Genomic DNA, 22,365 nt, shown 5'->3' with positions numbered 1-22,365 from the left:
GTTTGGGGTCAGACCCGGCGGAACTCGGCGTCTCCGTCCGACCCCAGCTTGGTACGTGCATTACACCAGGATCGCGTTGATCTCGGCGTCCGCCTGGGCTTGCGCCTTGGCCACGGCTTCCGGGCCCATGCCCATGCCTTCCGAATACACGTATTGCACGTCGGTCAGTCCCAGGAAGCCGAACATGGTGTTCAGGTAAGGCACCTGGCTATCGTTGGCGCTGTCGCGGTGCAAGCCGCCGCGGGACAGGCCCACGTAGACTTTCTTGCCGGTCAAGAGGCCCACGGGACCGTTTTCCGTGTACTTGAAGGTGACGTTGGCGCGGGCAATCGCGTCGAACCAGCTTTTCAGTTGCACGGTGATGCCGAAGTTGTACATCGGCGCGCCGATGACGATCACGTCAGCCGCTTGCACTTGCGCAATCAGCGCGTCGTCCAGGGCGATGCGGGCCGCTTGTTCCGGCGTGCGCTTGTCGGCCGGGGTGAACAGCGCTTGCAGGGTTGGCTCGTCGAGCACGGGGTGCGGTGCGGCGGCCAGGTCGCGGCGCACCAGGCTTGCTTGTGGATTGGCCGCTTGCACGCGGGCGACGATGGCGTCAGCCAGGCGGGTCGAGGCGGAACCGGTGCTGCGGGCGCTGGAATTGATTTGCAGGATGTTCATCTTGTTTTCTCCGTGGTGAGGTGTCTTGCGATGGATGAACTATAGCAATTCCAAAATTGATGCGGAAGCCGTTAAAATGGATAATATTAATCCACTGATGGAACAATAAGGACATATGGATATCGATCCCGGAGATTTGCTGCTGTTTGCCCGCGTCGTTGAATGCGGCAGTTTCTCGCGCGCCGCCGGGCGCGTGGACTTGCCCAAGTCGACCCTGTCGCGGCGCATCTCGCTGCTGGAAGCGAAATTGGGCGAACGGCTGCTGCTGCGCACCACGCGCAAGCTGGCGCTGACGGAGTTTGGCGCCAGTCTGCTCGAGCATGCGCGCAAGGTGGTGGAAGAAACGGAGGCGGCAGGCGCGCTGGCCCAGCACCGCCAGGCCGGGCCCAGCGGCTTGCTGCGCATTTCCATGCCGGCCGATTTCGGCGACGCGCTGATGCGCCAGGTGCTGGCCGAATTCGTGCGCCGCTATCCGGCCATTTCGCTGGAACTGGATTTGTCGGCGCGCCGCGTGGATTTACTGGAAGAGAACTTCGACCTGGCCATTCGCATGGGCAACCTGCCCGACGACGCCAGCCTGTCCGCTCGCCGCGTGGCCTTCAGCACCCTGGCCCTGTATGCCTCGCCGCAATACACGAGCGTGCACGGCCTGCCCGAGCATCCCGACGATCTGTACGGCCACGATTTACTGAGCTTGCCACGGGCCGTGCATGGCCTCGTGCACTGGACTTTGATCCGTGGCAAGACGACGTGGGAGCGCGATTTACCCGTGCGCCTGCTGGCGAACTCGCCGGAATTGCTGGTGCGCATGGCTTGCACGGGCGTGGGCATCGCGGCCAGCACGGACCGCTTTGCCAAGGCGTATGTGGCGACGGGGGAACTGGTACGCGTGCTGCCGGAGTGGAGTTTTCCGCTGGTCACGGGCTGGGCGGTGTTTCCCGGCCGGCGTTTGATGCCGGCCAAGACGCGCGCGTTCCTGGATTTAATGGAAGAGATGTACCGGACCGACGCGCCCGTGTAGGCGCGCGTCCAGAGGATTTACTTGGGCAGGTTGCCCATGACTTCACCCAGCTGCACGGGGCCGGCCGGTTGCCAGCTGGCATTGAACTTGACGGTGTCTTTCGGGAACAGCATGACGACGGTCGAGCCGAGCAGGAAGCGGCCCAGCTCTTCGCCCTGTTTCAGCACGACGTTGTCGTTCGCATAGCTCCAGTCGCGGATATCACCCGTGCGGGGCGGGTTGACGACGCCGTGCCAGACGGTGGCCATGCTGCCGACGATGGTGGCGCCGACCAGTGTCATGACAAAGGGGCCGTTGGCCGTGTCGAATACGCAGACGACGCGCTCGTTGCGGGCGAACAGGCCGGGAATGCCGCGCGCAGTCGTCGGGTTGACGGAAAACAATTCACCGGGCACATAAATCATGCGCGTCAAGCGGCCATCGCACGGCATGTGGATGCGGTGGTAGTCGCGCGGGCTCAGGTACAGGTTGGCGAAGCTGCCGTGTTCGAACCGGGCCGCCAGGGCCGCATCGCCGCCCACCAGCGCCGTGGTGCTGAAGTTGTGCCCCTTGGCCTGGAAGATCTGGTCCTTGTCGATGCTGCCGAACTGGCTGATGCGGCCATCGACGGGGCAGACGTAGTCGGCCTGGGCCAGCGGACGCGCATCGGGGCGCAGCGCGCGCGTGAAAAAGTCGTTGAAGCTTGTGTAGTGCGTGATGTCCGGGTCCAGCGCCTCATCCATGTTGACGTTGTAGCGACCGACGAACCAGCGGATCAAACGCGTGGTCATGGCGCCGCCTTTGGCGCCGGCGATCCGGCCGGCAAAGTTGGTCAACGCTCCTTTTGGAAGCAGATATTGAGGCAGGACGGCAAGACGGTCAGACACGATGGGAAGCCTTTGACGGGGTGATGGGAACAATGGTGAAAACGCATTATAGCGGCGATGTGGCGCGCAATGATATGCGCCGTATGCAAGAGTGCGTAGTACAGTCTGCCACCGAATTTAATTTGTTATAGGGAATATTTTCAGGAAACTGTGCCACTCCGAAAAAATTGCAGCACAATACAGCGGCCTGTTTTTTAGCTTTTAGCCATTTTTATTCAGCCAACTTTTTCCGCCAGGTCATGATGCCACGCCGTTGCCTTCGCCTTACCGTTGTTTGTTCCGCCGTTTTACTTGCCTGGAATGCCCAGGCCCAGCAATCCGAAGCAGCAGCCACCGTCGAGACCGCCGCCGCGCCGCTGAAGGCAGAAAAGCCCATGCAAATGGTCGAAGTCAAGGGCAGCGGCTATGACCCGCGCCGCGACGATACGGCCAGCAAGATGGTCGTGGGTAGCGAAGAAATCCTCAAGTATGGCGACACGAATGTCACCGACGTGCTCAAGCGCTTGCCCGGCATTACCGTGTCCGGCGCGGCCGGGCGCTCGGGCGGTGAAATCCGCATGCGCGGCCTGGGCAGCGGCTATACGCAGATCCTGCTCAACGGCGAACGGGCGCCGGCCGGCTTCTCGCTCGACACCCTGTCGCCCGACGTGATCGAACGCATCGAGATTTTGCATGCGGCCAGCGCCGAATACAGCACGCAGTCCATTGCCGGCACCATCAACGTGGTGCTGAAAAAGGCCGTGAAAACGGCGCAGCGCGAACTCAAGCTGGGCGTGCAGGGCAGCGACGTGAGCTTTTCGCCCAGCGTCAACGTGCAACTGTCCGACCGCGACGGCAATTTCTCGTATTCGCTGGCCGGCTCGCTGTTCCGCTACGACTACCATTACGACAATCCCGGGCTGGAACTGGGCTACGCGCCCGATGGCCGGCAAAACCTGCTGCGCCGCACGAACGGCACGGGCGATGGTCGGCCGGAAGGCATCAATCTGTCACCGCGCCTGAACTGGGTATTGGCCAACGGCGACAACGTGACGGCGCAGTTCTTCTTCAATGGCGGACGCTCGAATCACCGCAATGTCAGCCGCGCGGAAACAGAGCAGGGTGTGCGCCCCGACTACGACACGAATACGGGCAGCTCCAGCAACCACCATGCCTTCGGCCGCAGCGACCTGACGTGGATGCACAAGCTGGCTGGCGGCGCCAGGCTGGAACTGAAAGTTGGCGCCTCGGCCGCCCGCAATACATCAGATAGCCTGCAGCAAGGTTTTCTCGATGGCAGCGGCCTGGCGCTCGAGCGCAAGGTGGGCGTGAAGGCGACGGAAAACGGCGTCAGTTCGACCGGCAAGTATTCTACGCCCTTGCTGCCCGGCCATGCCCTGTCGATGGGCTGGGATGGCGCCTACACGGAGCGCGAGGAATCGCGCCGCCAGCGCGAAGCGGCCCTGGGCGCGTTGGGTGCACGCCCGCCCGTCAACAGCGACGAAGGTTTCGACGCCACCATCTCGCGCCTGGCCCTGTTTGTGCAGGACGACTGGGAAATCACGCCGCGCTGGTCCATGTATGCGGGCGTGCGCTGGGAAGGCATCGACACGCGCAGCGCGGGCGATACCTACGGCGAAGTGAATCAGCGCACCAGCGTGTGGAGCCCGCTGCTGCAAACCCTGTGGAAGTTGCCTGATACCAAGGGTGATCAGGTGCGTCTGGCCCTGACCCGCACCTACAAGGCGCAACCCACGTCGAGCCTGATTCCACGCCGCAATACCTCGACCAACAATAGCCAGACGGATCCCGACCGCGAAGGCAATCCGTATCTGAAACCGGAGCTGGCGCTGGGCATCGACGCCTCGTACGAGCACTACTGGGCCGAAGGCGCCTTGCTCAGCGCGCGCGCCTCGGCCCGCCGCATCGATGGCTACACGCGCCAGGGCTTGCTGTTCATCAATGACCGCTGGGTGTCCACGCCCGTCAACGATGGCCGCGCCAATACGCAGACACTGGAACTGGAAGCGAAGTTCCCGCTGCGTGCCGTGCTGGCCGCGCCCGTGCCGGCCATCGACTTGCGCGCCAGCATCAGCCGCAACTGGTCGCAGGTGGAGCAGGTGCCGGGGCCGGACAACCGGCTCGACCAGCAAACGCCCGTCAGCGGCAACTTCGGTCTCGACTACAAGACGCCCGATGGCGTGCTGACGACGGGCGGCAGCTTCAATTTCCGCAACGGCGGCCCGGTGCGCATCACGGAGCGCCAGAGCGCGTATACCTCGCCGCGGCGCGACCTCGACATCTATGCGCTGTGGAAATTTGATGCGAAGAACCAGCTGCGCCTGGCCGTGTCGAACTTGCTGGCGCAAGACTTCGAAAGCGATACCATCTATGCGGACGCCAGCGGCACGATACAGCGCAACAGCATTTCGCCGAGTTCGCCGCAGGCGCGCGCGACCCTGGAAATGAAGTTCTGATCGTGATGTTTTCGTGCTGCCCCCCCCGGCCGGCATCCCCGCTGGCCTATAATCTCGGCAATCGCGCGCGCGGCCCGTCCGTGCGCGCCGCCTTTTCATTTGCCAAGATTGCTTTTCCCATGACGTTTTCCTCCCTCGGCCTGATCGATCCCCTGGTCCGCAAACTTGACGAGCTCGGCTATGCCAAGCCCACGCCCGTGCAGGCGCAAGCGATTCCCTTTGTCCTGGCCGGGCGCGACCTGATGGCCGCCGCCCAGACGGGCACGGGCAAGACGGCGGGCTTTGCCGTGCCGCTGCTGCAGCGTCTGACTTTGGACGGCGTGGTGGCGCCCCAGTGCGTGCGCGTGCTGGTGCTCGTGCCCACGCGCGAACTGGCCGAGCAAGTCTATGCCAGCTTCCGCAGCTATGGCGGCAACTTGCCGCTGCGCAGTTTTGTCGCGTATGGCGGCGTGCCCATCGAGCCGCAGATCAGCAAACTGCGCAAGGGTCTCGACGTGCTGGTCGCCACGCCGGGCCGCCTGCTGGACTTGCAGACGCAGGGCGCCGTCAAGTTCGAGCAGGTGCAGACCCTGGTGCTGGACGAGGCGGACCGCATGCTGGACCTGGGCTTCGAGCGCGAGCTCGATATATTGCTGATGAGCATGCCCGAGCAGCGCCAGACCCTGCTATTCTCGGCCACCTTCTCGGACGCCATCCGCGCCATGGCGAAAACCATGTTGAAGGACCCCGTCTCGGTGGAGGTCAGCGCGCGCAACAGCACCGTCAAGGCCGTGAAACAGTCCGTCATCGTGTGCGACAAGAAACGCAAGCCGGAACTGTTTTTGCACCTGCTGAAGAAAAAGCGCTGGGGCCAGGTCCTGGTCTTCGTCAAGACGCGCAAGGGTGTCGAGCTGCTGGTGAATACCTTGCTGGAGCAGGGCGTGCGCGCCGATTCGATTCACGGCGACAAGACGCAGCCGAACCGCCTGCGTGCGCTGGCCCGCTTCAAGGCGGCCGAGGTGCAGGTGCTGGTGGCCACCGACGTGGCCGCCCGTGGCCTCGATATCGACCAGTTGCCCGTCGTCGTCAATTTCGACTTGCCCACCGTGGCCGAAGATTACATTCACCGCATCGGCCGCACGGGCCGCGCGGGCGCCTCGGGCGAGGCCATTTCCCTCGTCTGTGCCGACGAGGTGGAATTGCTGTCGGCCGTCGAAGCGCTGACGCGGCAAACCCTCAAACGCGGCGAAGAACCGGGCTTCGAGGCCGAGCACCGCGTGCCGGGCACGTCCGCCGGCGGCACGATCCAGAAGAAGGCCGTCAAGGTGCTGGCGCCCAAAGCAGCGGAGCGGGCCAAGAAAAGGCGCTTTTACAAATAAACACCGAACCAAACCTGCTGCGCGTCGCGCTTTGCGGTCTGCGATGCTCACCGTGCTCCAGCACGGTTGCGCTTCTTGGCCACAAATCGCTGCCGCTCGCGACGGTTTTGTTCAGTGTTTCTTGCTTGGAGAAGCGCGCAGCACGGATATGCCATTCGTGCCATCATGCGCTATGACCTCGATACCTTTGTTCCCGCTCAATACGGTGCTGTATCCCGATGGCTATCTGCCCCTGCAGATCTTCGAGGTACGCTACCTGGACATGATACGTCACTGCATCATGGGTGAGCAGCCGTTCGGCGTGGTGCAACTGCTGGACGGCGCCGAAGTGCGCAAGCCGGGCCAGCACGAAATCCTGGCGCCCGTGGGCACCTTGGCGCGCGTCATCGACTGGGCCGCGCCCCTGTCGGGCTTGCTGCAAATCAAGTGCATGGGCACGCAGCGCTTTCACATCGTTTCCAGCGAGCAGCTCAAGCATGGCTTGTGGATGGCGCAGGTTGAATCATTGCCGCCCGATAAAACCATTCCCATTCCGCAAGAGCAGCAGAACGTGGCCGATGCGCTGGGCGCCCTGATCCGCACCTTGCAGGAGCAAAGGATTCCCCCTGAACAAATGCCCCTGCAGCCGCCGTACCGGCTCGACGAGTGCGGCTGGGTGGCGAACCGCTGGTGCGAGCTGCTGTCCCTGAGCGCCATGCAAAAGCAATTGCTGCTGAGCCAGGATAATCCCGTGCTGCGACTGGAACTGGTGCAAGATATGCTCACTGACCATGGTTTACTCGAAGAGTAAATCAGCTGAAGCCGCATGTCTTCTCACGCTTGCGTTGTGCAATTGCAATTTCTATTGAGAAATACTTTACGCTTTGCCGCCGCTGGCATAAGATAATGCCCTTGGGCAAGATTGCCCTGAGCAACATTCAAGAGTACACGACAATGGCAAAAGTAAGCGCGGAACAGATCAATGCGGCAATGGAAGCGATGGCGGGCGAAGGCCAGGCCATCACGGTGCGCGCCTTGCGCGAACGGCTGGGCAACGGCGCCTGCCTGGGCACCATCAGCAAGCTCTTGCTGCGCCGCAAGGCCGGTGCGCAACGCCAGATCGCTGCCGCCGCCGAACTGTCGCCCGTGCTGCAGCAAGCCATCCTCGATTACGTAGGACAGGAATTAAGCGCCAGCCACAGCGCGCATGAAGCCGAGATGAACGACAATCAACAGGAATTGATGGACCTGGCCAGCGAAAACGAGCGCCAGCAAGAGTTGCTCGACTTGCAGGCGGGCGAGCTGGAAACCTTGCGCGAGGAGCTCGAGCGCGAACGGCAAGTGGCCAATCAGGCCCGCACGGACCTGGCCAAGGCGCAACTGCGCCTGGAAGGCTTGCCGCGCCTGGAAGAGGCGGCCGAGCAGGCCCGCATGGACCTGGCCAAGGCGCAATTCAAGCTCGAAGGCATCCCCCGTCTGGAAGAGGCCGCCGAAGCGGCGCGCGCCGAACTGATCCAGGCCCAGCTGAAGCTGGAAAGCCTGACGCGCGTGGAAACGGAACTGGCCGCCGCCCGCCTGGAACTGGAAGCGGAACGCGAAGAGCTGGGCGAAACGCGTGCCGAGCTGGACGAAGAGCGCACCCTGCGCATCAAGGCGCAGCAGTTCATCGTCGATCCCATCTTCAAGACGCCTGTCTGAGGACACCTGACCAAACCTGCTGCGCGTCGCGCTTTGCGGCCTGCGATGCTCACCGCACTTCAGTGCGGTTGCGCTTCTTAGCCACAAATCACTGCCGCTCGCGACGGTTTTGTCAGGTGTCGATGCGTCGGGGGAATAGGTCATACGGGCCTTGCTGGCTTAAAATGGCCACTGTCGCGCCATGCCGCCCTGATCGCAAAGAAGGTTTATGTTCGTAGAAAAAGAAGTGCCGCCCGAGCTTGCGGCCGTCCCCATCGCGCCGCGCGCCTTGCCGCCCCGGCCGCCGGCTGAATTCAGTTCGCCTGAAGCGGCCTTGGCGCGCAAGCTGGCGCGCGAAGACAAGGATGCGCAGGTACGCGGCGTCACCTCCATCGACGCCATGCGCGAGGCCATCAAGCAGGCGGCGCGCGACTTGCCCGCCATCACCGAAGTGCCGCGCCTGGCCATGCTGGACGCGGCCTCCTTTCGCGCGCGCGCCGCGCAGGGCCTGCCCTTCCTGATGCGCGGGCTGGTGCGGCGCTGGCCCTTGTCCCAGATGGAGCCTGAAGTCTTGCGCGAACAGTTCAGCCACGTGCCCGTGCGCGCGCGGGTGGGCGACTACATCAACACGGCATTCGCGGCCGGCCGCGCCATGCAGGACATGTCGATGGGGCAATATCTGGACCTGGTGGCAGAGGGCAAGTACGCGCTGCCACCTTACCTGGGCAACCTGGAATTGCGTGAATTGAACCGTCTGTGCCACTGGCCCACGTATTTCGACAAGATGGGTCCGCCGCGCTTCTGGGTGGGGCCGGCCGGCACGGTGACGCCACTGCATTGCGATTACGACGACAATATCTTCGCGCAAGTGTGGGGCCGCAAGCGCATCATGTTATCGCCGCCGCACCATGATGTCTTCCTGTATCCCAGCGAAGCGAATGCCATCCTGTTCGGCTCGCCTTTCGACCCGGAAGCGCCCGATTTCGAACGCTTTCCCCTGGCGCGCCAGGCGAGCGTGATCGAATGCCTCGTCGAGCCGGGCGACATGCTGTACGTGCCCGCCGGCTGGTACCACCAGGTGCGGGCGCTGACGTTTTCGCTATCCTCGAACCGCTGGGCCAGGGCCGTGCCGCTGGCCTTGCATGGCGATGCGGCGCTGCGGCGGGACGCGCCGTAATGCGTATCGCCGCAGCTGGCTGCAGGCACTGAAGAAGGCGTCGTTGTCGTAGATATCCTGTGTCAGGTGTCTGCATCCTTGCGCGCGGCGCGCTTGGCATGCCCGCTGCGTTGCGCCCGGTAAATGCCCGCGTGGCCGGAAAACAGATAGGCGACGACGCAGGCGATGGCCGCGTACACGCCGATCTCCGCGCCAAACAGTTCCATCGCCATCAGGGTCGAGGCGATTGGCGTGTTGGCCGCGCCCGCAAACACGGCGACGAAGCCGATGGCGGCCAGCAGGGTGACGGGCTGGTGCAGCAGCGGCCCCAGCGCATTGCCCAGGGTCGCGCCGATGAAGAACAGGGGCGTCACTTCACCGCCCTTGAAGCCGGTGCCGAGTGAAACAATGGTAAATGCCATCTTGCCGAGGAAATCCCAGGCGGGCAGCGGTTCCTTCAGCGCGTCGACGATGGTGGGGATGCCCAGGCCGATGTAGCGATCCGTGCCGATCAGCCACACGGCGAGCGCGATGATCACGCCGCCGGCCAGCGGGCGCAGGGGAGCATAGCCGATCCAGCGCTTCATCAGCCCGCTCAAGCCGTGCGTGGCTTGCGCAAACACTTTGCCCGTCACGCCGAACAGCACGCCCGCGATCACCATGGTGGAGAAAGTCCAGACGGAGATGGCGGGGATCAAAGGCACGGCGTAATGCGTGTGGTGGACACCCCACCACAGCCCCACTTGGTCGGCGATGACGGCAGCAGCCAGGCAGGGCAGCATGGCTTCGTAGCGCAAGCGGCCGATGGCCAGCACTTCCAGGCCGAAGATGGCGCCCGCCAGCGGCGTGCCGAAGACGGAGGCAAAGCCGGCGCTGATGCCGGCCATCAAAATGATGCGGCGGTCTTCATTATTCAGACGAAACATGCGCGTCAGCTGGTCGGCCAGCGCGCCGCCCATCTGCAAGGCCGTGCCTTCGCGCCCGACAGAGGCGCCGAACAAATGCGAGAGGACGGTGCCGCCCAGCACCAGCGGCGCCATGCGCAAGGGGATGATCTTTTTCGGGTCGTGGATTTCATCGATGAGCAGGTTCGCGCCGCCTTCGACACTGCTGCCGTAGCGCAGATACAGCCAGCCGACGGCGAAGCCCGCCACGGGCAGCAGCCAGATCAGCCAGGCGTGCGCCAGGCGCGTGCGCGTGGCCCAGTCGAGGGTGAACAGGAAGCCGGCCGAGGCCGACCCTGCCAGCGCGGCCACGATGGCCGCGAGCAGCAGCCATTTCAACAAATGCTTTAACAGATCGGCGAGGGCGCTCAGGCGTTGCATCGTGCATCCAGTCAAGGCTGATGGGTGGGTGCTTCCTTACAGGCCAAGTTCCGCCACCAGCGCCAGGCCGATGGCGCGCTGCTCGGCCAGGATGGCGCGCAGGTGGTGGGGGCGCGTCCTGACATTCGTCATGACTACGCGCAACACATTGGTCGGGCCGGGGTAGCGCGTCGATTCCAGCACCGTGCGCGAGACAAAGCTGTGGCCTTGCGCCTTTTGCCGGTTTTGCAGCTTGGCGTTGAGCGTATTGAGTTGCGTGTTCAGTGCCGTCGCCGCGTCCAGCTGCCCGCTGGCCAGCAAGCTTTCCATGCGCTGGCGCAAGTGCGCGGGCACGTAGCGGTAAGTCAGAATGAAGGTGTCCGAGCGCGTGACGAGTTCGAAATCCTGCTGGTCGGCCAGCAAGTCCTGCAACTGGCCGGACAGGGTGGCCGCCTGCTGCAGCAAGGTCGTGTAGCCGGACACGCCGAGTACCTTGAACGAGGTCCACAGTTTCAAGGCGTCGAAGCGGCGGGAACCTTCCAGCGACGTCTGGCCCAGGTCGCCCGAGTTGTCGCGCAAGATGTAGTTGGCGTTGTGTTTCAGCAAGTTCAGGCTGGCGCTATCCTTGAACAGCACCATGCTTTGCGCCATCGGCACCCACAGCAGTTTATGTCCGTCGATGACGACGGAGTCGGCCAGGGCAATGCCGTCGTACAGCGCGCGGTACTGTTCCGCGATCAAGAGGGCGCCGCCCCAGGCCGCATCGACGTGGAACCAGATCGATTCGCGCGCGGCAATGGCCGCCATGGCGGCCAGCGGATCGATGGCGCCCGTTTCCGTTGTGCCGGCGATGCCGATCATGGCGACGACCTTGATCTTGCGCGACTTCAAGTCGGCAATGGTCGCTTCCAGCGCGGCGACGTCGATGCGGTTGTCGCGGTCGACGGCCACCAGCTGCAAGGCGTTTTCGCCGAGGCCCAGGGTCGCCAGCGCCTTTTTCACGGAGTAATGGCTGCGGGCCGAGCCGATCACGGCCAGCCCCGCGTAGCCGGATTCTTGCATGGCGGCAAACAGGCCCCGCTTGCGCGTGCCGGGCAACTGCTGCTCCAGCGCCACGGCCAGCGCCGTCAGGTTGCCCATGGTGCCGCCATTGACGACATTGCCCAGTGCGCCGCTGGTGGCGGCCATCGCCTGCGTGTACACGCTATCGGCCTGCTGGTAGACCTGGCGGTGCAGCCAGCCGAGGATCTGCTTTTCGATCAGGGTCGAGACATACGCCGTCTCGATCTTGACCTGGTTCTGGTTCAGGGTGGCCGTAAACGCTTCCGCCAGCACGCTGATCCAGGGCAGGGCCTGCGTCATGTGGCCGATGTATTGCGGGTGGTTCAGCTGGGCCGTATTGGCCAGCACGGTGGCGTCGAGTTCCTGCAGGAACTCCGCCACGGGCATGCCGTGCGCGGGCAGGCAAGTGTCGGACAGTTGCGTCAGCAATTGCGCATACGGCGTGTGCGGATAGGGCGTGTCGCGTTCGGCGGCCAGCCAGCCGCCCAGCATGCGCAGCGCCTGCTGCAGGGGCGCGGGCGAGCGTTGCAGCGCATCGATGGAAAAATGCTGCAGCAGCAGTTGTTCGATAGGGGTATCGGTCATGGCGCGGTGTCTTCTCTACGGATTGCTGGTGCCACGGTGACAAACGAATTGCGCCCAGGCGAAAGCGGGATTTTACCCGACTCCGCCTGGGCGCATCAGTTTGCTATTACGATCTGCTGTCAGAAGTAATTGAGGCCCAGCGCCGACTTGACTTCATCGGTCGTGCGGGCCGCCACTTCGCGTGCGCGGAACGTGCCTTCCTTGAGCATCTGGATGACCTGCCCCTTGTCCTTGGCGAATTCTTCGCGGCGGGCGCGGATCGGCGCCAGCATTTCCTGCAAGACCAGGTCCAGGCGCTTCTTGACGATGCTGTCGCCCAGGCCGCCGCGCACGTAATGGGCTTTCATGTCGGCCAGGGCCGCTTTTTCCGGGTCAAACGCGTCGAGGTAGGTAAACGCGATGTTGCCTTCCAGGTGGCCCGGGTCTTCCACGCGCAGGTGCAGCGGGTCGGTGTAGACTTTTTTCACGGCGGCCGTGATTTCGGCAGGCGTGGCGCCCAGGTTGATGGTGTTGCCCAGCGACTTGCTCATCTTCGCCTTGCCGTCGATGCCGGGCAGGCGGCCGATGTCCGGCACCAGCGCCTTGCATTCCATCAGCACTTCGCGGTTGTACATGCGGTTGAAGCGGCGCACGATTTCATTCGTTTGCTCGATCATCGGGATCTGGTCTTCGCCCACGGGCACCACGCCCGCCTTGAAGGCCGTGATGTCGGCCGCCTGGCTGGCAGGGTAGGTCAGGAAGCCGGCCGGGATGTCGCGCTCGAAGCCGCGCAGGCGGATTTCTTCCTTGACGGTGGGGTTGCGCTCGAGGCGCGCCACGGTAACGATGTTCAGGTAGTAAAAGGTCAGCTCGGCCAGTTCCGGGATTTGCGACTGGATGAATACCGTGGTTTTCGTCGGGTCGATGCCGACGGCCAGGTAATCGAGCGCCACTTCGACGACGTTGCGGTGCACCTTGTCGATGTCGTCCATATTGTCCGTCAGCGCTTGTGCGTCGGCCAGCATGATGAATTGCTTGTAGCTGTTCTGGTAGCGGACGCGGTCGCGCAGGCTGCCCACGAAGTGGCCCAGGTGCAAGGGGCCGGTCGGGCGGTCGCCCGTCAGGATCACGGATTGCGAAGCGATGGCAGCGGCCGACAGCGGTGCTGCCGGTGCGTCATTCTGGTCTTGGGTATCTGGGGTGTTAGGCAAGCTCATCAAGTTTCCTTTTGAGCCGCCTGCATCGGGGATGATCCAGGCTGAGCCTGTTACGCCACCGATCGAGGCGGCGTGGATCAAGTTCACATCACTATGCAGTGGCCGCGCGAAAGTGAGCGGGACCACCAATTCAGGCAGGCGTGTTGTGACGGGATAAATTTCATGGCGTTATGGTTGCAGTTCGTGCGCGTTCTGTCAAGTTGCGTGCCGATATATCTGCTGCGCTGCGTCAGAGGCTGGCCTACTGCAAAACTTGCTTTCCGGGTACTATTGCTGTTCGGCCACTTTTGCGTGGCATGAATCATTGGAGAACAGTATGCGCGCGTCGTCCCCCGTCCGGCTCACCGGTCTGGCCCTTGTTATCAGTTCACTGTTTATGACACCCGCGATGGCGCAAACGCCGCCGATGACGCCCGATATCGGCGCCAGGCTGGTGATGCCTGACATGAATGACTACGTCAAGCGCGTGGTGATGATCCCCATGCGTGACGGCGTCAAGCTGTACACGGTGATCGTCGTGCCGAAAGGCGCCCAAAAAGCGCCCATCATGCTCACGCGCACGCCCTACAATGCGGCCCGCCGGGCCCAGCGCGCAGCCAGCCCCAGCATGCTGGCCACCTTGCCGCAGGGGGACGATACCCTGGTGGAAAACGGCTACATCCGCGTGTTCCAGGACGTGCGCGGCAAGCATGGTTCGGAAGGCGATTACGTGATGACGCGTCCCGTGCGCGGCCCGCTGAACCATACCAAGGTCGATAACGTCACCGATGCGTGGGACACGATCGACTGGCTGTCGAAGAATGTTCCGGAAAGCAATGGCAAGGTAGGCATGCTGGGTTCTTCCTACGAGGGACATACGGTGCTGATGGCCCTGGTCGACCCGCATCCTGCCCTGAAGGTGGCCATACCCATGAGCGCCATGGTCGACGGCTGGCGCGGCGACGACTGGTTCCATAATGGCGCCTTCCGCATGCCGAGCTTGTCTTACCTGGCGTGGCAGACAAGCGTGCGCGGCAGCGGCGACGCGCCTGTGACGGGCGTCTACGACGATTACGACGCGTATCTGCGCATCGGCTCGGCCGCCGACTACGCGAAAAAGTTCGGCATCGACAAGCTGACCTACACGAAAAAGCTGTTCGAACACCCGGCCTACGACAGTTACTGGCAGGAACAAGCGCTCGACAAGATCCTCGCCAAGCGCCAGCTGATCGTGCCCACCATGCACGTCGTGGGGCAGTGGGACCAGGAAGACATCTATGGCCCCTACGCCACCTACTGGGCAATGGAGGGGCGCGACACGCGCAACAACCTCAATTACCTGGCCATTGGCCCGTGGCGCCATAGCGGCGTCAACTACGACGGTTCCAGCCTGGGCGCCCTGAAGTTTGACGGCGACACGGCGCGCCAGTTCCGTGAAAAAGTCATGCAGCCATTCCTGAATCAATACCTGAAGGATGGCGCACCAGAGGCCAATACGCCGCCAGTGACGTCTTACCAGAGCGGCACGAACCAGTGGCAGCGCCTGCAGCAGTGGCCGCTGGCTTGCGAGACCTGCGACACCAAGCTGACGCCGATCTACCTGCAGGATGGTTACAAGCTGGGCTTTGCGCCAGCGCAAGCGGCGTCAGACTCTGCCAGCGGCGCGTTCGATGAATACGTGGCCGATCCCGCGAAACCCGTACCCTTCGTGGCGCGTCCCGTGCGCCTGAGCGATGGCGACCAATGGAAGCCATGGCTGGTCAGCGACCAGCGCGGCTATACCGACCGCACGGACGTGCTCAGCTATGTTTCCGAACCGTTGAAGACGGCCGTGCGCATCGCCGGCGCGCCGATGGTCAACCTGTTCGCCGCCACCAGCGGCACGGATGCCGACTGGGTGGTGAAACTGATCGACGTGTATCCGGACGAAGTGCCGTCGCAGCCGGCCATGGGCGGCTACCAGCTGGGCGTGGCGATGGATATTTTCCGCGGCCGTTATCGGGACAGCCTCGAACATCCGACTGCCATTCCTGCCGACAAGGTCGAGCGCTACCGTTTCGCCTTGCCGAACGCCAACCACGTCTTCCTGCCTGGCCACCGCATCGCCGTGCAAATCCAGTCGAGCTGGTTCCCCCTGTACGACCGCAACCCGCAAACCTTCGTGCCGAATATCTTCCTGGCCCAGCCAGGCGATTATAAAAAGGCCACGCAGCGCGTGTATCATGCGGCAGGGGCGGCCAGCGCGATCGAGTTGCCGATAGCGCCGCTCGACGCGCGCTAGCCGGCGCGAACAGGAGGTTCAGTGCTCATGCGTGCCGGCATTTAGCCGACCCGCATGAGCACTGCCCCCGCCGCGATCAGGCCGATGGCCAGGTAGCGGCGGGGGCTGATTTGCTCGCGCAGGAACAGGGCCGCGATGGCGATGGCGAACAAAATCGACGTTTCGCGCAGGGCCGCGATGGCGGCCACGGGCGCCTGCGTCATGGCCCACAGGGCCAGCCCGTACGAAGCGAGGGTGCCAAAACCGCCAAACGCGGCCAGATGCCATTGCGTTTGCGCATACGCCAGCAGGTCGGCGGGGCGGCGCAACGTCGTCCACAGCAGCAATCCGCTGCCGTTCAAGACAAAAATCCACATCGTGTAGGCGGCCGGCGCGCCGGACAGGCGCACGCCGATGCCGTCGATCAGGGTATAGCTGGAGATGACGCAGGCGTTGCCCAGCGCAAAGGCGGTGGCGCGTCCCGTGCTTTTCGCGGTACCGGCCATGGCGGGCCGGCGCGCGGCGAAATACAGGCCGAAGATGCCGGCGCAGATGCAGGCGACGGCACCCATCTGCATGGCAGACAGGCGTTCGCCGATCAGCGGCCAGCTGGCCAGCGCCACGAGGAGCGGCGCGCTGCCGCGCATCAGGGGGTAGGCATGGCTCATGTCGCCCGCCTTGTAGGCGGCCGCCAGCAGCGAATAATAGGCGAGCTGGGCTACGGCCGAGGCGGCCATGTAGGGCCAGCTGGCGGGGGCGGGCGCGTGAACAAAGGGCAAGACGGCCAGCGAAATCAGGGCCGCGCCGACGGACACCAGCACGGTCGTGAGAAAGGTATCCTTGCCCGACTTGACGATGGCGTTCCAGCTGGCGTGCAGCAGGGCGGCAAACAGGACGACGGCGACGACCAGACCGGACATGCGAATGCCCTTAGCGCGGACGTATGCTGAGCGACAGCAATTCCTGGCGGTGATGGCGCTGGAAACTCTCCATCAGGGAACCCGAGCGGCCCGCCTTGTCCAGCAGTTCGCGCAAGGTGGCCTGGTCTTCCGCCGTCAGCGACTTGCGCGACAGGTAGACGCCGCTCATCCCCCACGGCAATTCCGGCAGTGCTTCCAGGCGCAAGCGGTCAGCCAGGCCGTACACGCGCGCATCGTTTTGCGCCACGCCGGCCAGGATGGTGGGCGCCATGATGGTGGCATCGATGAAGCCGCTTTGCATCAGGCGCGCCACGGAGAGCGCGTCGACTTCGTAGAACAGGCGTCCCTGGCTGCTCAGCTCCTTCGCCAGCGCCTGGTACGGTGCGCCATAGTCGTAGCCGCGCACGAGCGCCACGCGCAATTCGCGCCGCTCGATCAATTCCTGCATGGTGTTGATGGGCGCGCGCGCGCCCTGTAGCGAGATCAGCAGGGGGCGGCTGCCCAGCATGGGGATGAACAGGCCATGCTGGTCGCGCCGCAAGGTGCTGCTGGCGGGGATCAGCAAGTCGGCCTTGCCGGCCTCGAACATCGCTTCCAGACGGGCGCGGGGCACGGCCGTGAAGATGAAATTGCAGCCGAGCTTGGCGCCCATGCTGCGCAGCAAGTCGGGATAGATGCCACCGATCGTGGCGCCATTCACCACCACGCTGGCGCCGATGGCCGAGATGGGCACCTGGATGTCGCGCGAGCATTGCGCGCCCGCCAGCGACGGCAACGCCAGCGCCAGCATGGCGACGCCTCGGCGCCAGGCGCTGGAATAAAAGTCAGTCATACCCATCCTTGCTTACCATCGAATCGCGGGCGTCGGCAACGTCCGCTTGATTATCCCATTCTCGCCTATTTATTTCCCAAATACAATATTATCCTGCCGACTACTTTGTGGTGGAAACCATAAGTCTTGCCTGGCGTTGCGCCTTGAAGTAGCGCCAGGCCACCAGGATGGCCAACATTTGCATGATGGCGCACAGGTAGAAAGTGCTGCCGATGCGCCAGTCCTGCGGCGGCAAGTGGCTCACTTCGCCGAGGATCATGCTGCCGAGCAAAGGCATCATGATGATGCCCAGGCTGCTGATCGATTGCAGGGAGCCCATCAGTTCTCCCTGCTCGCTGGCGTTGGATGACTTCGAGATGATGCCTTGCAGTGCCGGTCCGGCGGCGAAGGCCAGCAGGTTGCACAGGATCAGCGCATACATCATCCAGCCCTGCGTCGCCAGGCCATACAGCACATAGGTAAGGGCGCCCGAAGCCATGCCCAGCAAGGACAGACGCACTTCGCCAAACCGCTTGATGAGCATGCCCAGCAAGCCCGCCTGCACGACGGCCGCGCACAGGCCCACGCAGAACAGGGCGATGCCGTTCTGGCGCGGCGTCCAGTCGAAGCGGAAATGCGTGTACAGCACCCAGGTGGTGTTGAGCATCATTTGCGCAAACGTCATCAGGCCGAAGGCCAGCACCAGGCCGCGGATTTCCACGCGGCGCACCAGTTTCAGCAGGGCGCCAAACGGATTGATGCGCGCCAGGGTGAAGGGCGTGCGCGGACCCGGCTGCAGCGACTCGGGCACAAAGAAGTAGCCGTAGATGAAATTGGCCGCCGACAGGCCCGCCGCCACGTAAAACGGCAGGCGCAGATTGATCTCGCCCAGCAGGCCGCCCAGCATGGGGCCGCAAATGAAACCGAGGCCGAAGGCGGCGCCGATCTTGCCGAAGCTCTTGGCGCGGTTGTCCGGCGTGGACACGTCGGAGGCGTAGGCGGACGCGACGGACATGCTGGCCGACGACACACCGCCGATGACCCTGCCGATGAACAGGCAGGCCAGGTTCGGCGCCCAGCCCGTGGCGAGAAAGTTGATACCCATGCCGGCCATCGAGTACAGCAGCACGGGACGGCGTCCCACGCGGTCGCTGATGGCGCCCAGCATGGGCATGAAGATGAATTGCAGCAAGCCGAAGAGGGCCGCCATGATGCCGTACCAGAACGCCTGGGCATCCTTGCCGTCGACAAAGTTGCCGATCAGGATGGGCAGCACGGGCACCACCAGGCCGATGCCCAGCATGTCGATGAAGACGCAGACGAGGATGAAATTGAGGTTGCCGGCGCGCGCGGGCGCGGCGGGCGATGACGGGGAATGGCTGTCGTGGCTGGTTTTATCGGACATGCATGCTTTCGGCGCGCACCCCGCGCCGCCGTGCGGCCGGCGGGGTCAGTTGTTGGCGTTGCGCCGGCGCGTTGCAGGTTCCTGCTGGCGCGCGGCGCGATAGCTGAGGCTTGCATTATAGACAGCATGGGCCATGCTGGCTATCGCCACCCATGTCAGTGCGCAATTCCCCATTCGTCGGCAAAGGCGGTACGGAAATCCGTCAGCACGGCCAGCCGCTGTTCGGCCAGGGCGCGGCCGGCCGCCGTCTGCATCTTGCCGGGCAGTTTGTCGAGCTTGGTGACGATATGGTCGAGCGCGTAAGCCTTGTCGTCGAGTTCGCGATGCTGGGCCAGCGGATCGCTGCCATGCGCCAGCGCGCTCTCCATGCGCGCGGCCGTGTAAAACAGGCGTGCCAGCCCCACGGCGCCCAGCGCGTCGATGCGGTCGGCATCCTGCACGATTTGCGCTTCGATCGTGTGCGGCGGCAAGTTGGCGGAAAAACTGTGCGTCTCGATGGCGTGGGCCACGCCGGCCAGTTTTTCTGATGGGAAATCCAGTTCCGCCAACTGGCGGCACGCCAGCGCTGCCGCCTGGCGCGAGGCCAGATGGCGTTCGGGATGGTTTTTCGGCAGGTTGACCAGGTCGTGCAGATAGCAGGCGGCCATCACGGTGAGGGCATCCGCCTGCGCATGCTCTTGCAGCAGGACACTGGCATTGCGCCAGACGCGGTGCAGATGGTTGATGTCGTGGGCGCTGTCATCGCCCAGGCCGGCCGTGGCCAGCGTGAGAAGACGTGGTTGCCATTGAGAAAGCAAAGAGTGCATGGTTCAAAGTCGTAAAGAGCAGGGGCCGCCAGTGTGGCATAAAACGCGCGCGCATCCATCCATTGCTGTAATGCACTTGCTTTTTTATTTACTTCTGAGCAGAATGCGCGCCGTGGTGTTTTATTGCCTATCAGATATTTTTAAAAAATAATTATTCCACATTGCGAAGGATACTCATGCACCGCCATTGGCTGATATTCGGTTTGTTCGTTGCCTGCGGTCACGCAGCCGCCTGGGCTCAGGACACTCCTCGTTATACCTTGACAGAGGACAGGGCGCAAACAGGCACTGTCATTAAACATAAGGGCGTGAAAGCCGGTATCCCCTTGAATTACAGTTATGCGCAACTGAGCGAGGAGCAAAAGCTTGCCGTACGGGACCAGTACGAGGGCATGCCGGCCACAGACGAGCCGCCCTATCCGCTCAAGGGGCTGGCGCCGTTCTTGCGCGAGGTGTACGCGGCGCAGCGCATCTTGCAAGTGCGTGGCAAGCTCGTGTTGGCGGTGCAGGTGAATAGCCAGGGGGAAGGCAAGGAAGTGGCGATCTTCGAGTCGCCGGATGACAAGATGGCGAACTTTGCCGCCGCTGCCGCCATCAAGCAGCGCTACAAGCCGGGTTTGTGCGGTGGCGTGCCTTGCACCATGGATTTTGTGTATACCGTGACGTTCAACCTGCCGTCGACAGAGGATGGCGGGGAGAAGGCGGCACAATAGCGGCTGGCGCCAGGCGTGATACTTTTGCGACAAAGTCAGGCAATCGCGGTTCGGCAGAAAGAACGATGCTCTTTTTTAGTGCACTGAAAATTTACATGCGGTAACATTGCCGCATTGCAATTTCAGTGCATTATTTAATAAATTCCATATGGGCGTCCAAGGTCGGTGACAGGCGCGCCCTGCGACATTTCTAAAGGATCATCATGAGCACCATTTCCAGCGACACTGGCGCAACCGTTGCCAAGGCTGCCGAATACCTGGCTTTTACCCTGGGCCAGGAAGAGTATGGCATCGACATCCAGAAAGTCAGCGAAATCCGCAGCTATGAAACGCCGACCCGCATCGCCAACGCTCCCGAGTTCGTCAAGGGCGTGGTCAACCTGCGCGGCATCATCGTGCCGATCGTCGACATGCGCATCAAGTTCAACCTGGGCACGCCCAGCTATGACCAGTTTACCGTCGTCATCATCCTCAATATCGGCAACCGCGTCGTCGGCATGGTCGTCGACCGCGTCTCGGACGTCACCACCCTGATGCCCGAGCAGATCAAGCCGGCGCCGGACATGGGCCGTTCGATCAACACGGAATACGTGATCGGCCTGGGCACCATCGACGAGCGCATGCTGATTCTGGTTGATATCGACCAGCTGATGTCCAGCGCCGACATGGGACTGATCGAAAAACTGGCCGCTTAAGTTCTTTCCGCCGGTCATTTTGACTGGGTTTGTCGGAAACAATTGACCCTAAGCATTGCATGGTTTTTCTGCAAGGTACACGCTAGCGCCTTTCCTGGCGCACGGTTCAGCTGAACCGTGCGCCAGTTTCACATCAGTTTCACTTTTTACGCCCGTTTCGCCATGGCAGCCAGCCCGCAGCAGCGCGAAACTGCCAGCCATGGCATCAGGGCTCTTTAGGATAGTCACATGAATGTATTACGCAACGTCAGCATCGGTGTCCGCCTCGGACTCGGGTTTGCCGTGATTTTGCTGTTTTCCATGCTCATTACGGGCATCAGCGTCTGGCGCCTGCACGACGTGGCCAGCGCCACGCGCGTCATGATGGAGCAACCGCTGGCCAAGGAACGCTATATTTCCGACTGGTATGGCCGTATCGACAGCGCCGTGCGCCGCACCATCGCCATTGCCCGCAGCAGCGACACGTCGCTCAGTGGCTATTTCGCCGAAGAATCGAAAGTCTCTTCGTCCAGCTCGGCGGAGCTGCAAAAGAAAATCGAGGCGCTGATCGACAAACCGGCCGAAAAAGCCATGTTCGCCGGCTTGCTGGAACAGCGCAAGGTGTACATCGGCTCACGCGACCAGGTCTACAAGCTGAAGGGCGAAGCGCAGGTTGAGGCCGCCAACGAAGTGTTTGAAAAGACATTCGTGCCGGCCGCCGCGAAATACCAGAAGATGGTGCAGGACTTGCTGGAACACCAGCGCGCCACGATCGACAAGACGGCGCGCGAGATCGACGCCGTCGCCAATACCAGCCGCAACCTGATGCTGGTGCTGGCCGCGCTGGCGCTGGTTTTTGGCGTCGTCTGCGCCTGGGTCTTGACGATGGGCATCGTGCGCCCCCTGCGCACGGCCGTGGACATCGCCCGCAAGGTGGCCGATGGCGACTTGACGGCGCAGATCGACGCCAGCGCCAAGGATGAAACCGGGCAACTGCTGCTGGCCCTGAAAGACATGAACACCAGCCTGCTCAACATCGTGGGCGAAGTGCGCAGCGGTACGGACAGCATCGCCACGTCGTCGACGCAAATTGCCGCCGGCAACCAGGACCTGTCTTCCCGTACGGAAGAGCAGGCCGGTTCCCTGGAAGAGACAGCTTCGTCGATGGAAGAATTGACCAGCACCGTGAAACAGAATGCGGACAATGCGCGCCAGGCCAACCAGTTGGCGGCCTCGGCGGCGCAAGTGGCCGTCAAGGGTGGCGAAGTGGTGGCGCAAGTGGTGGGCACGATGGAATCGATCAATGCCTCGTCGAACAAGATCGTCGACATCATAAGCGTGATCGATGGCATCGCCTTCCAGACGAATATCCTGGCCTTGAACGCAGCCGTGGAAGCGGCCCGTGCCGGCGAGCAAGGCCGCGGCTTTGCCGTGGTGGCGTCCGAAGTGCGCAACCTGGCCCAGCGTTCCGCTTCGG

At 63.0% G+C, this 22,365-nt stretch carries 19 protein-coding genes; 10 read left to right on the top strand and 9 right to left on the bottom strand.

Annotated elements, in window-relative coordinates:
* Window positions 1-60: 60 nt before the first annotated feature.
* On the bottom strand, window positions 61-660 hold the full coding sequence (locus AC54AF_RS24885; RefSeq protein WP_131685955.1) for an FMN-dependent NADH-azoreductase: 600 nt from the start codon (window positions 658-660) through the stop codon (window positions 61-63).
* A gap of 115 nt (window positions 661-775) precedes the next feature.
* On the opposite strand from AC54AF_RS24885, the gene AC54AF_RS24880 reads away from it, so the two are divergent.
* Window positions 776-1,681, top strand: coding sequence for a LysR substrate-binding domain-containing protein (locus AC54AF_RS24880; RefSeq protein ID WP_131685956.1), 906 nt, complete (start codon window positions 776-778; stop codon window positions 1,679-1,681).
* A 17-nt stretch (window positions 1,682-1,698) separates the two neighbouring features.
* Here the strand turns inward: AC54AF_RS24880 and asd are convergent, their stop codons facing one another.
* Window positions 1,699-2,547: an archaetidylserine decarboxylase gene (gene asd, locus AC54AF_RS24875; RefSeq protein ID WP_496638706.1), complete on the bottom strand. Its 849-nt coding sequence runs from the start codon at window positions 2,545-2,547 to the stop codon at window positions 1,699-1,701.
* 374 nt (window positions 2,548-2,921) lie between these two features.
* On the opposite strand from asd, the gene AC54AF_RS24870 reads away from it, so the two are divergent.
* From AC54AF_RS24870 to AC54AF_RS24850, 5 genes are all read left to right on the top strand, one after another.
* Entirely contained in the window at window positions 2,922-5,003 is a 2,082-nt protein-coding gene (locus tag AC54AF_RS24870; protein ID WP_496638705.1) for a TonB-dependent receptor plug domain-containing protein, read from the top strand.
* Between the two features lie 119 nt (window positions 5,004-5,122).
* The gene (locus tag AC54AF_RS24865) at window positions 5,123-6,361 is read left to right on the top strand and encodes a DEAD/DEAH box helicase (protein ID WP_496638704.1); all 1,239 of its coding nucleotides are present in this window, start codon (window positions 5,123-5,125) and stop codon (window positions 6,359-6,361) included.
* 172 nt (window positions 6,362-6,533) lie between these two features.
* A complete protein-coding gene (locus tag AC54AF_RS24860; RefSeq protein ID WP_496638703.1) occupies window positions 6,534-7,151 on the top strand; it encodes an LON peptidase substrate-binding domain-containing protein in 618 nt (205 codons plus the stop codon).
* A 143-nt stretch (window positions 7,152-7,294) separates the two neighbouring features.
* A complete protein-coding gene (locus AC54AF_RS24855; RefSeq protein ID WP_035818092.1) occupies window positions 7,295-8,038 on the top strand; it encodes a DNA-binding protein in 744 nt (247 codons plus the stop codon).
* 208 nt (window positions 8,039-8,246) lie between these two features.
* The gene (locus AC54AF_RS24850) at window positions 8,247-9,194 is read left to right on the top strand and encodes a cupin-like domain-containing protein (protein ID WP_496638702.1); all 948 of its coding nucleotides are present in this window, start codon (window positions 8,247-8,249) and stop codon (window positions 9,192-9,194) included.
* Between the two features lie 62 nt (window positions 9,195-9,256).
* On the opposite strand, the gene AC54AF_RS24845 is transcribed toward AC54AF_RS24850, so the two are convergent.
* The 3 genes from AC54AF_RS24845 to trpS all read right to left on the bottom strand — a co-directional run bounded on the left by AC54AF_RS24845 (window position 9,257) and on the right by trpS (window position 13,320).
* Entirely contained in the window at window positions 9,257-10,498 is a 1,242-nt protein-coding gene (locus tag AC54AF_RS24845) for a voltage-gated chloride channel family protein (protein ID WP_496638701.1), read from the bottom strand.
* A gap of 36 nt (window positions 10,499-10,534) precedes the next feature.
* The gene (locus AC54AF_RS24840) at window positions 10,535-12,124 is read right to left on the bottom strand and encodes a pyridoxal-dependent decarboxylase (protein WP_496638700.1); all 1,590 of its coding nucleotides are present in this window, start codon (window positions 12,122-12,124) and stop codon (window positions 10,535-10,537) included.
* A gap of 119 nt (window positions 12,125-12,243) precedes the next feature.
* On the bottom strand, window positions 12,244-13,320 hold the full coding sequence (gene trpS / locus AC54AF_RS24835) for a tryptophan--tRNA ligase (protein ID WP_496638699.1): 1,077 nt from the start codon (window positions 13,318-13,320) through the stop codon (window positions 12,244-12,246).
* 388 nt (window positions 13,321-13,708) lie between these two features.
* Here trpS and AC54AF_RS24830 point away from each other — a divergent pair, with 388 nt between their 5' ends.
* Window positions 13,709-15,580, top strand: a complete 1,872-nt coding sequence (locus tag AC54AF_RS24830; RefSeq protein WP_496638698.1) for a CocE/NonD family hydrolase — start codon at window positions 13,709-13,711, stop codon at window positions 15,578-15,580.
* A gap of 41 nt (window positions 15,581-15,621) precedes the next feature.
* Here the strand turns inward: AC54AF_RS24830 and AC54AF_RS24825 are convergent, their stop codons facing one another.
* The 4 genes from AC54AF_RS24825 to AC54AF_RS24810 form a co-directional block, all read right to left on the bottom strand.
* On the bottom strand, window positions 15,622-16,479 hold the full coding sequence (locus AC54AF_RS24825; RefSeq protein WP_496638697.1) for an EamA family transporter: 858 nt from the start codon (window positions 16,477-16,479) through the stop codon (window positions 15,622-15,624).
* Window positions 16,480-16,489: 10 nt separating this feature from the next.
* A complete protein-coding gene (locus tag AC54AF_RS24820; protein ID WP_496638696.1) occupies window positions 16,490-17,311 on the bottom strand; it encodes a substrate-binding periplasmic protein in 822 nt (273 codons plus the stop codon).
* Window positions 17,312-17,411: 100 nt separating this feature from the next.
* Entirely contained in the window at window positions 17,412-18,695 is a 1,284-nt protein-coding gene (locus tag AC54AF_RS24815) for a TCR/Tet family MFS transporter (RefSeq protein WP_496638695.1), read from the bottom strand.
* A gap of 155 nt (window positions 18,696-18,850) precedes the next feature.
* The gene (locus tag AC54AF_RS24810) at window positions 18,851-19,501 is read right to left on the bottom strand and encodes an HD domain-containing protein (protein WP_496638694.1); all 651 of its coding nucleotides are present in this window, start codon (window positions 19,499-19,501) and stop codon (window positions 18,851-18,853) included.
* A 176-nt stretch (window positions 19,502-19,677) separates the two neighbouring features.
* Between AC54AF_RS24810 and AC54AF_RS24805 the strand changes: the two genes are divergently transcribed.
* The 3 genes from AC54AF_RS24805 to AC54AF_RS24795 all read left to right on the top strand — a co-directional run.
* Entirely contained in the window at window positions 19,678-20,214 is a 537-nt protein-coding gene (locus AC54AF_RS24805; RefSeq protein ID WP_496638693.1) for an energy transducer TonB, read from the top strand.
* 203 nt (window positions 20,215-20,417) lie between these two features.
* A complete protein-coding gene (locus AC54AF_RS24800) occupies window positions 20,418-20,909 on the top strand; it encodes a chemotaxis protein CheW (RefSeq protein WP_034784183.1) in 492 nt (163 codons plus the stop codon).
* Window positions 20,910-21,137: 228 nt separating this feature from the next.
* Window positions 21,138-22,365 (top strand): methyl-accepting chemotaxis protein (locus AC54AF_RS24795; protein WP_496638692.1); only part of this gene is annotated, 1,228 nt, incomplete at its 3' end.

The organism is Janthinobacterium sp. JF4, assembly GCF_059617925.1.
The sequence above is the reverse complement of the archived record's forward strand: the minus strand, read 5'-3'. Positions and strand labels throughout refer to the sequence as shown.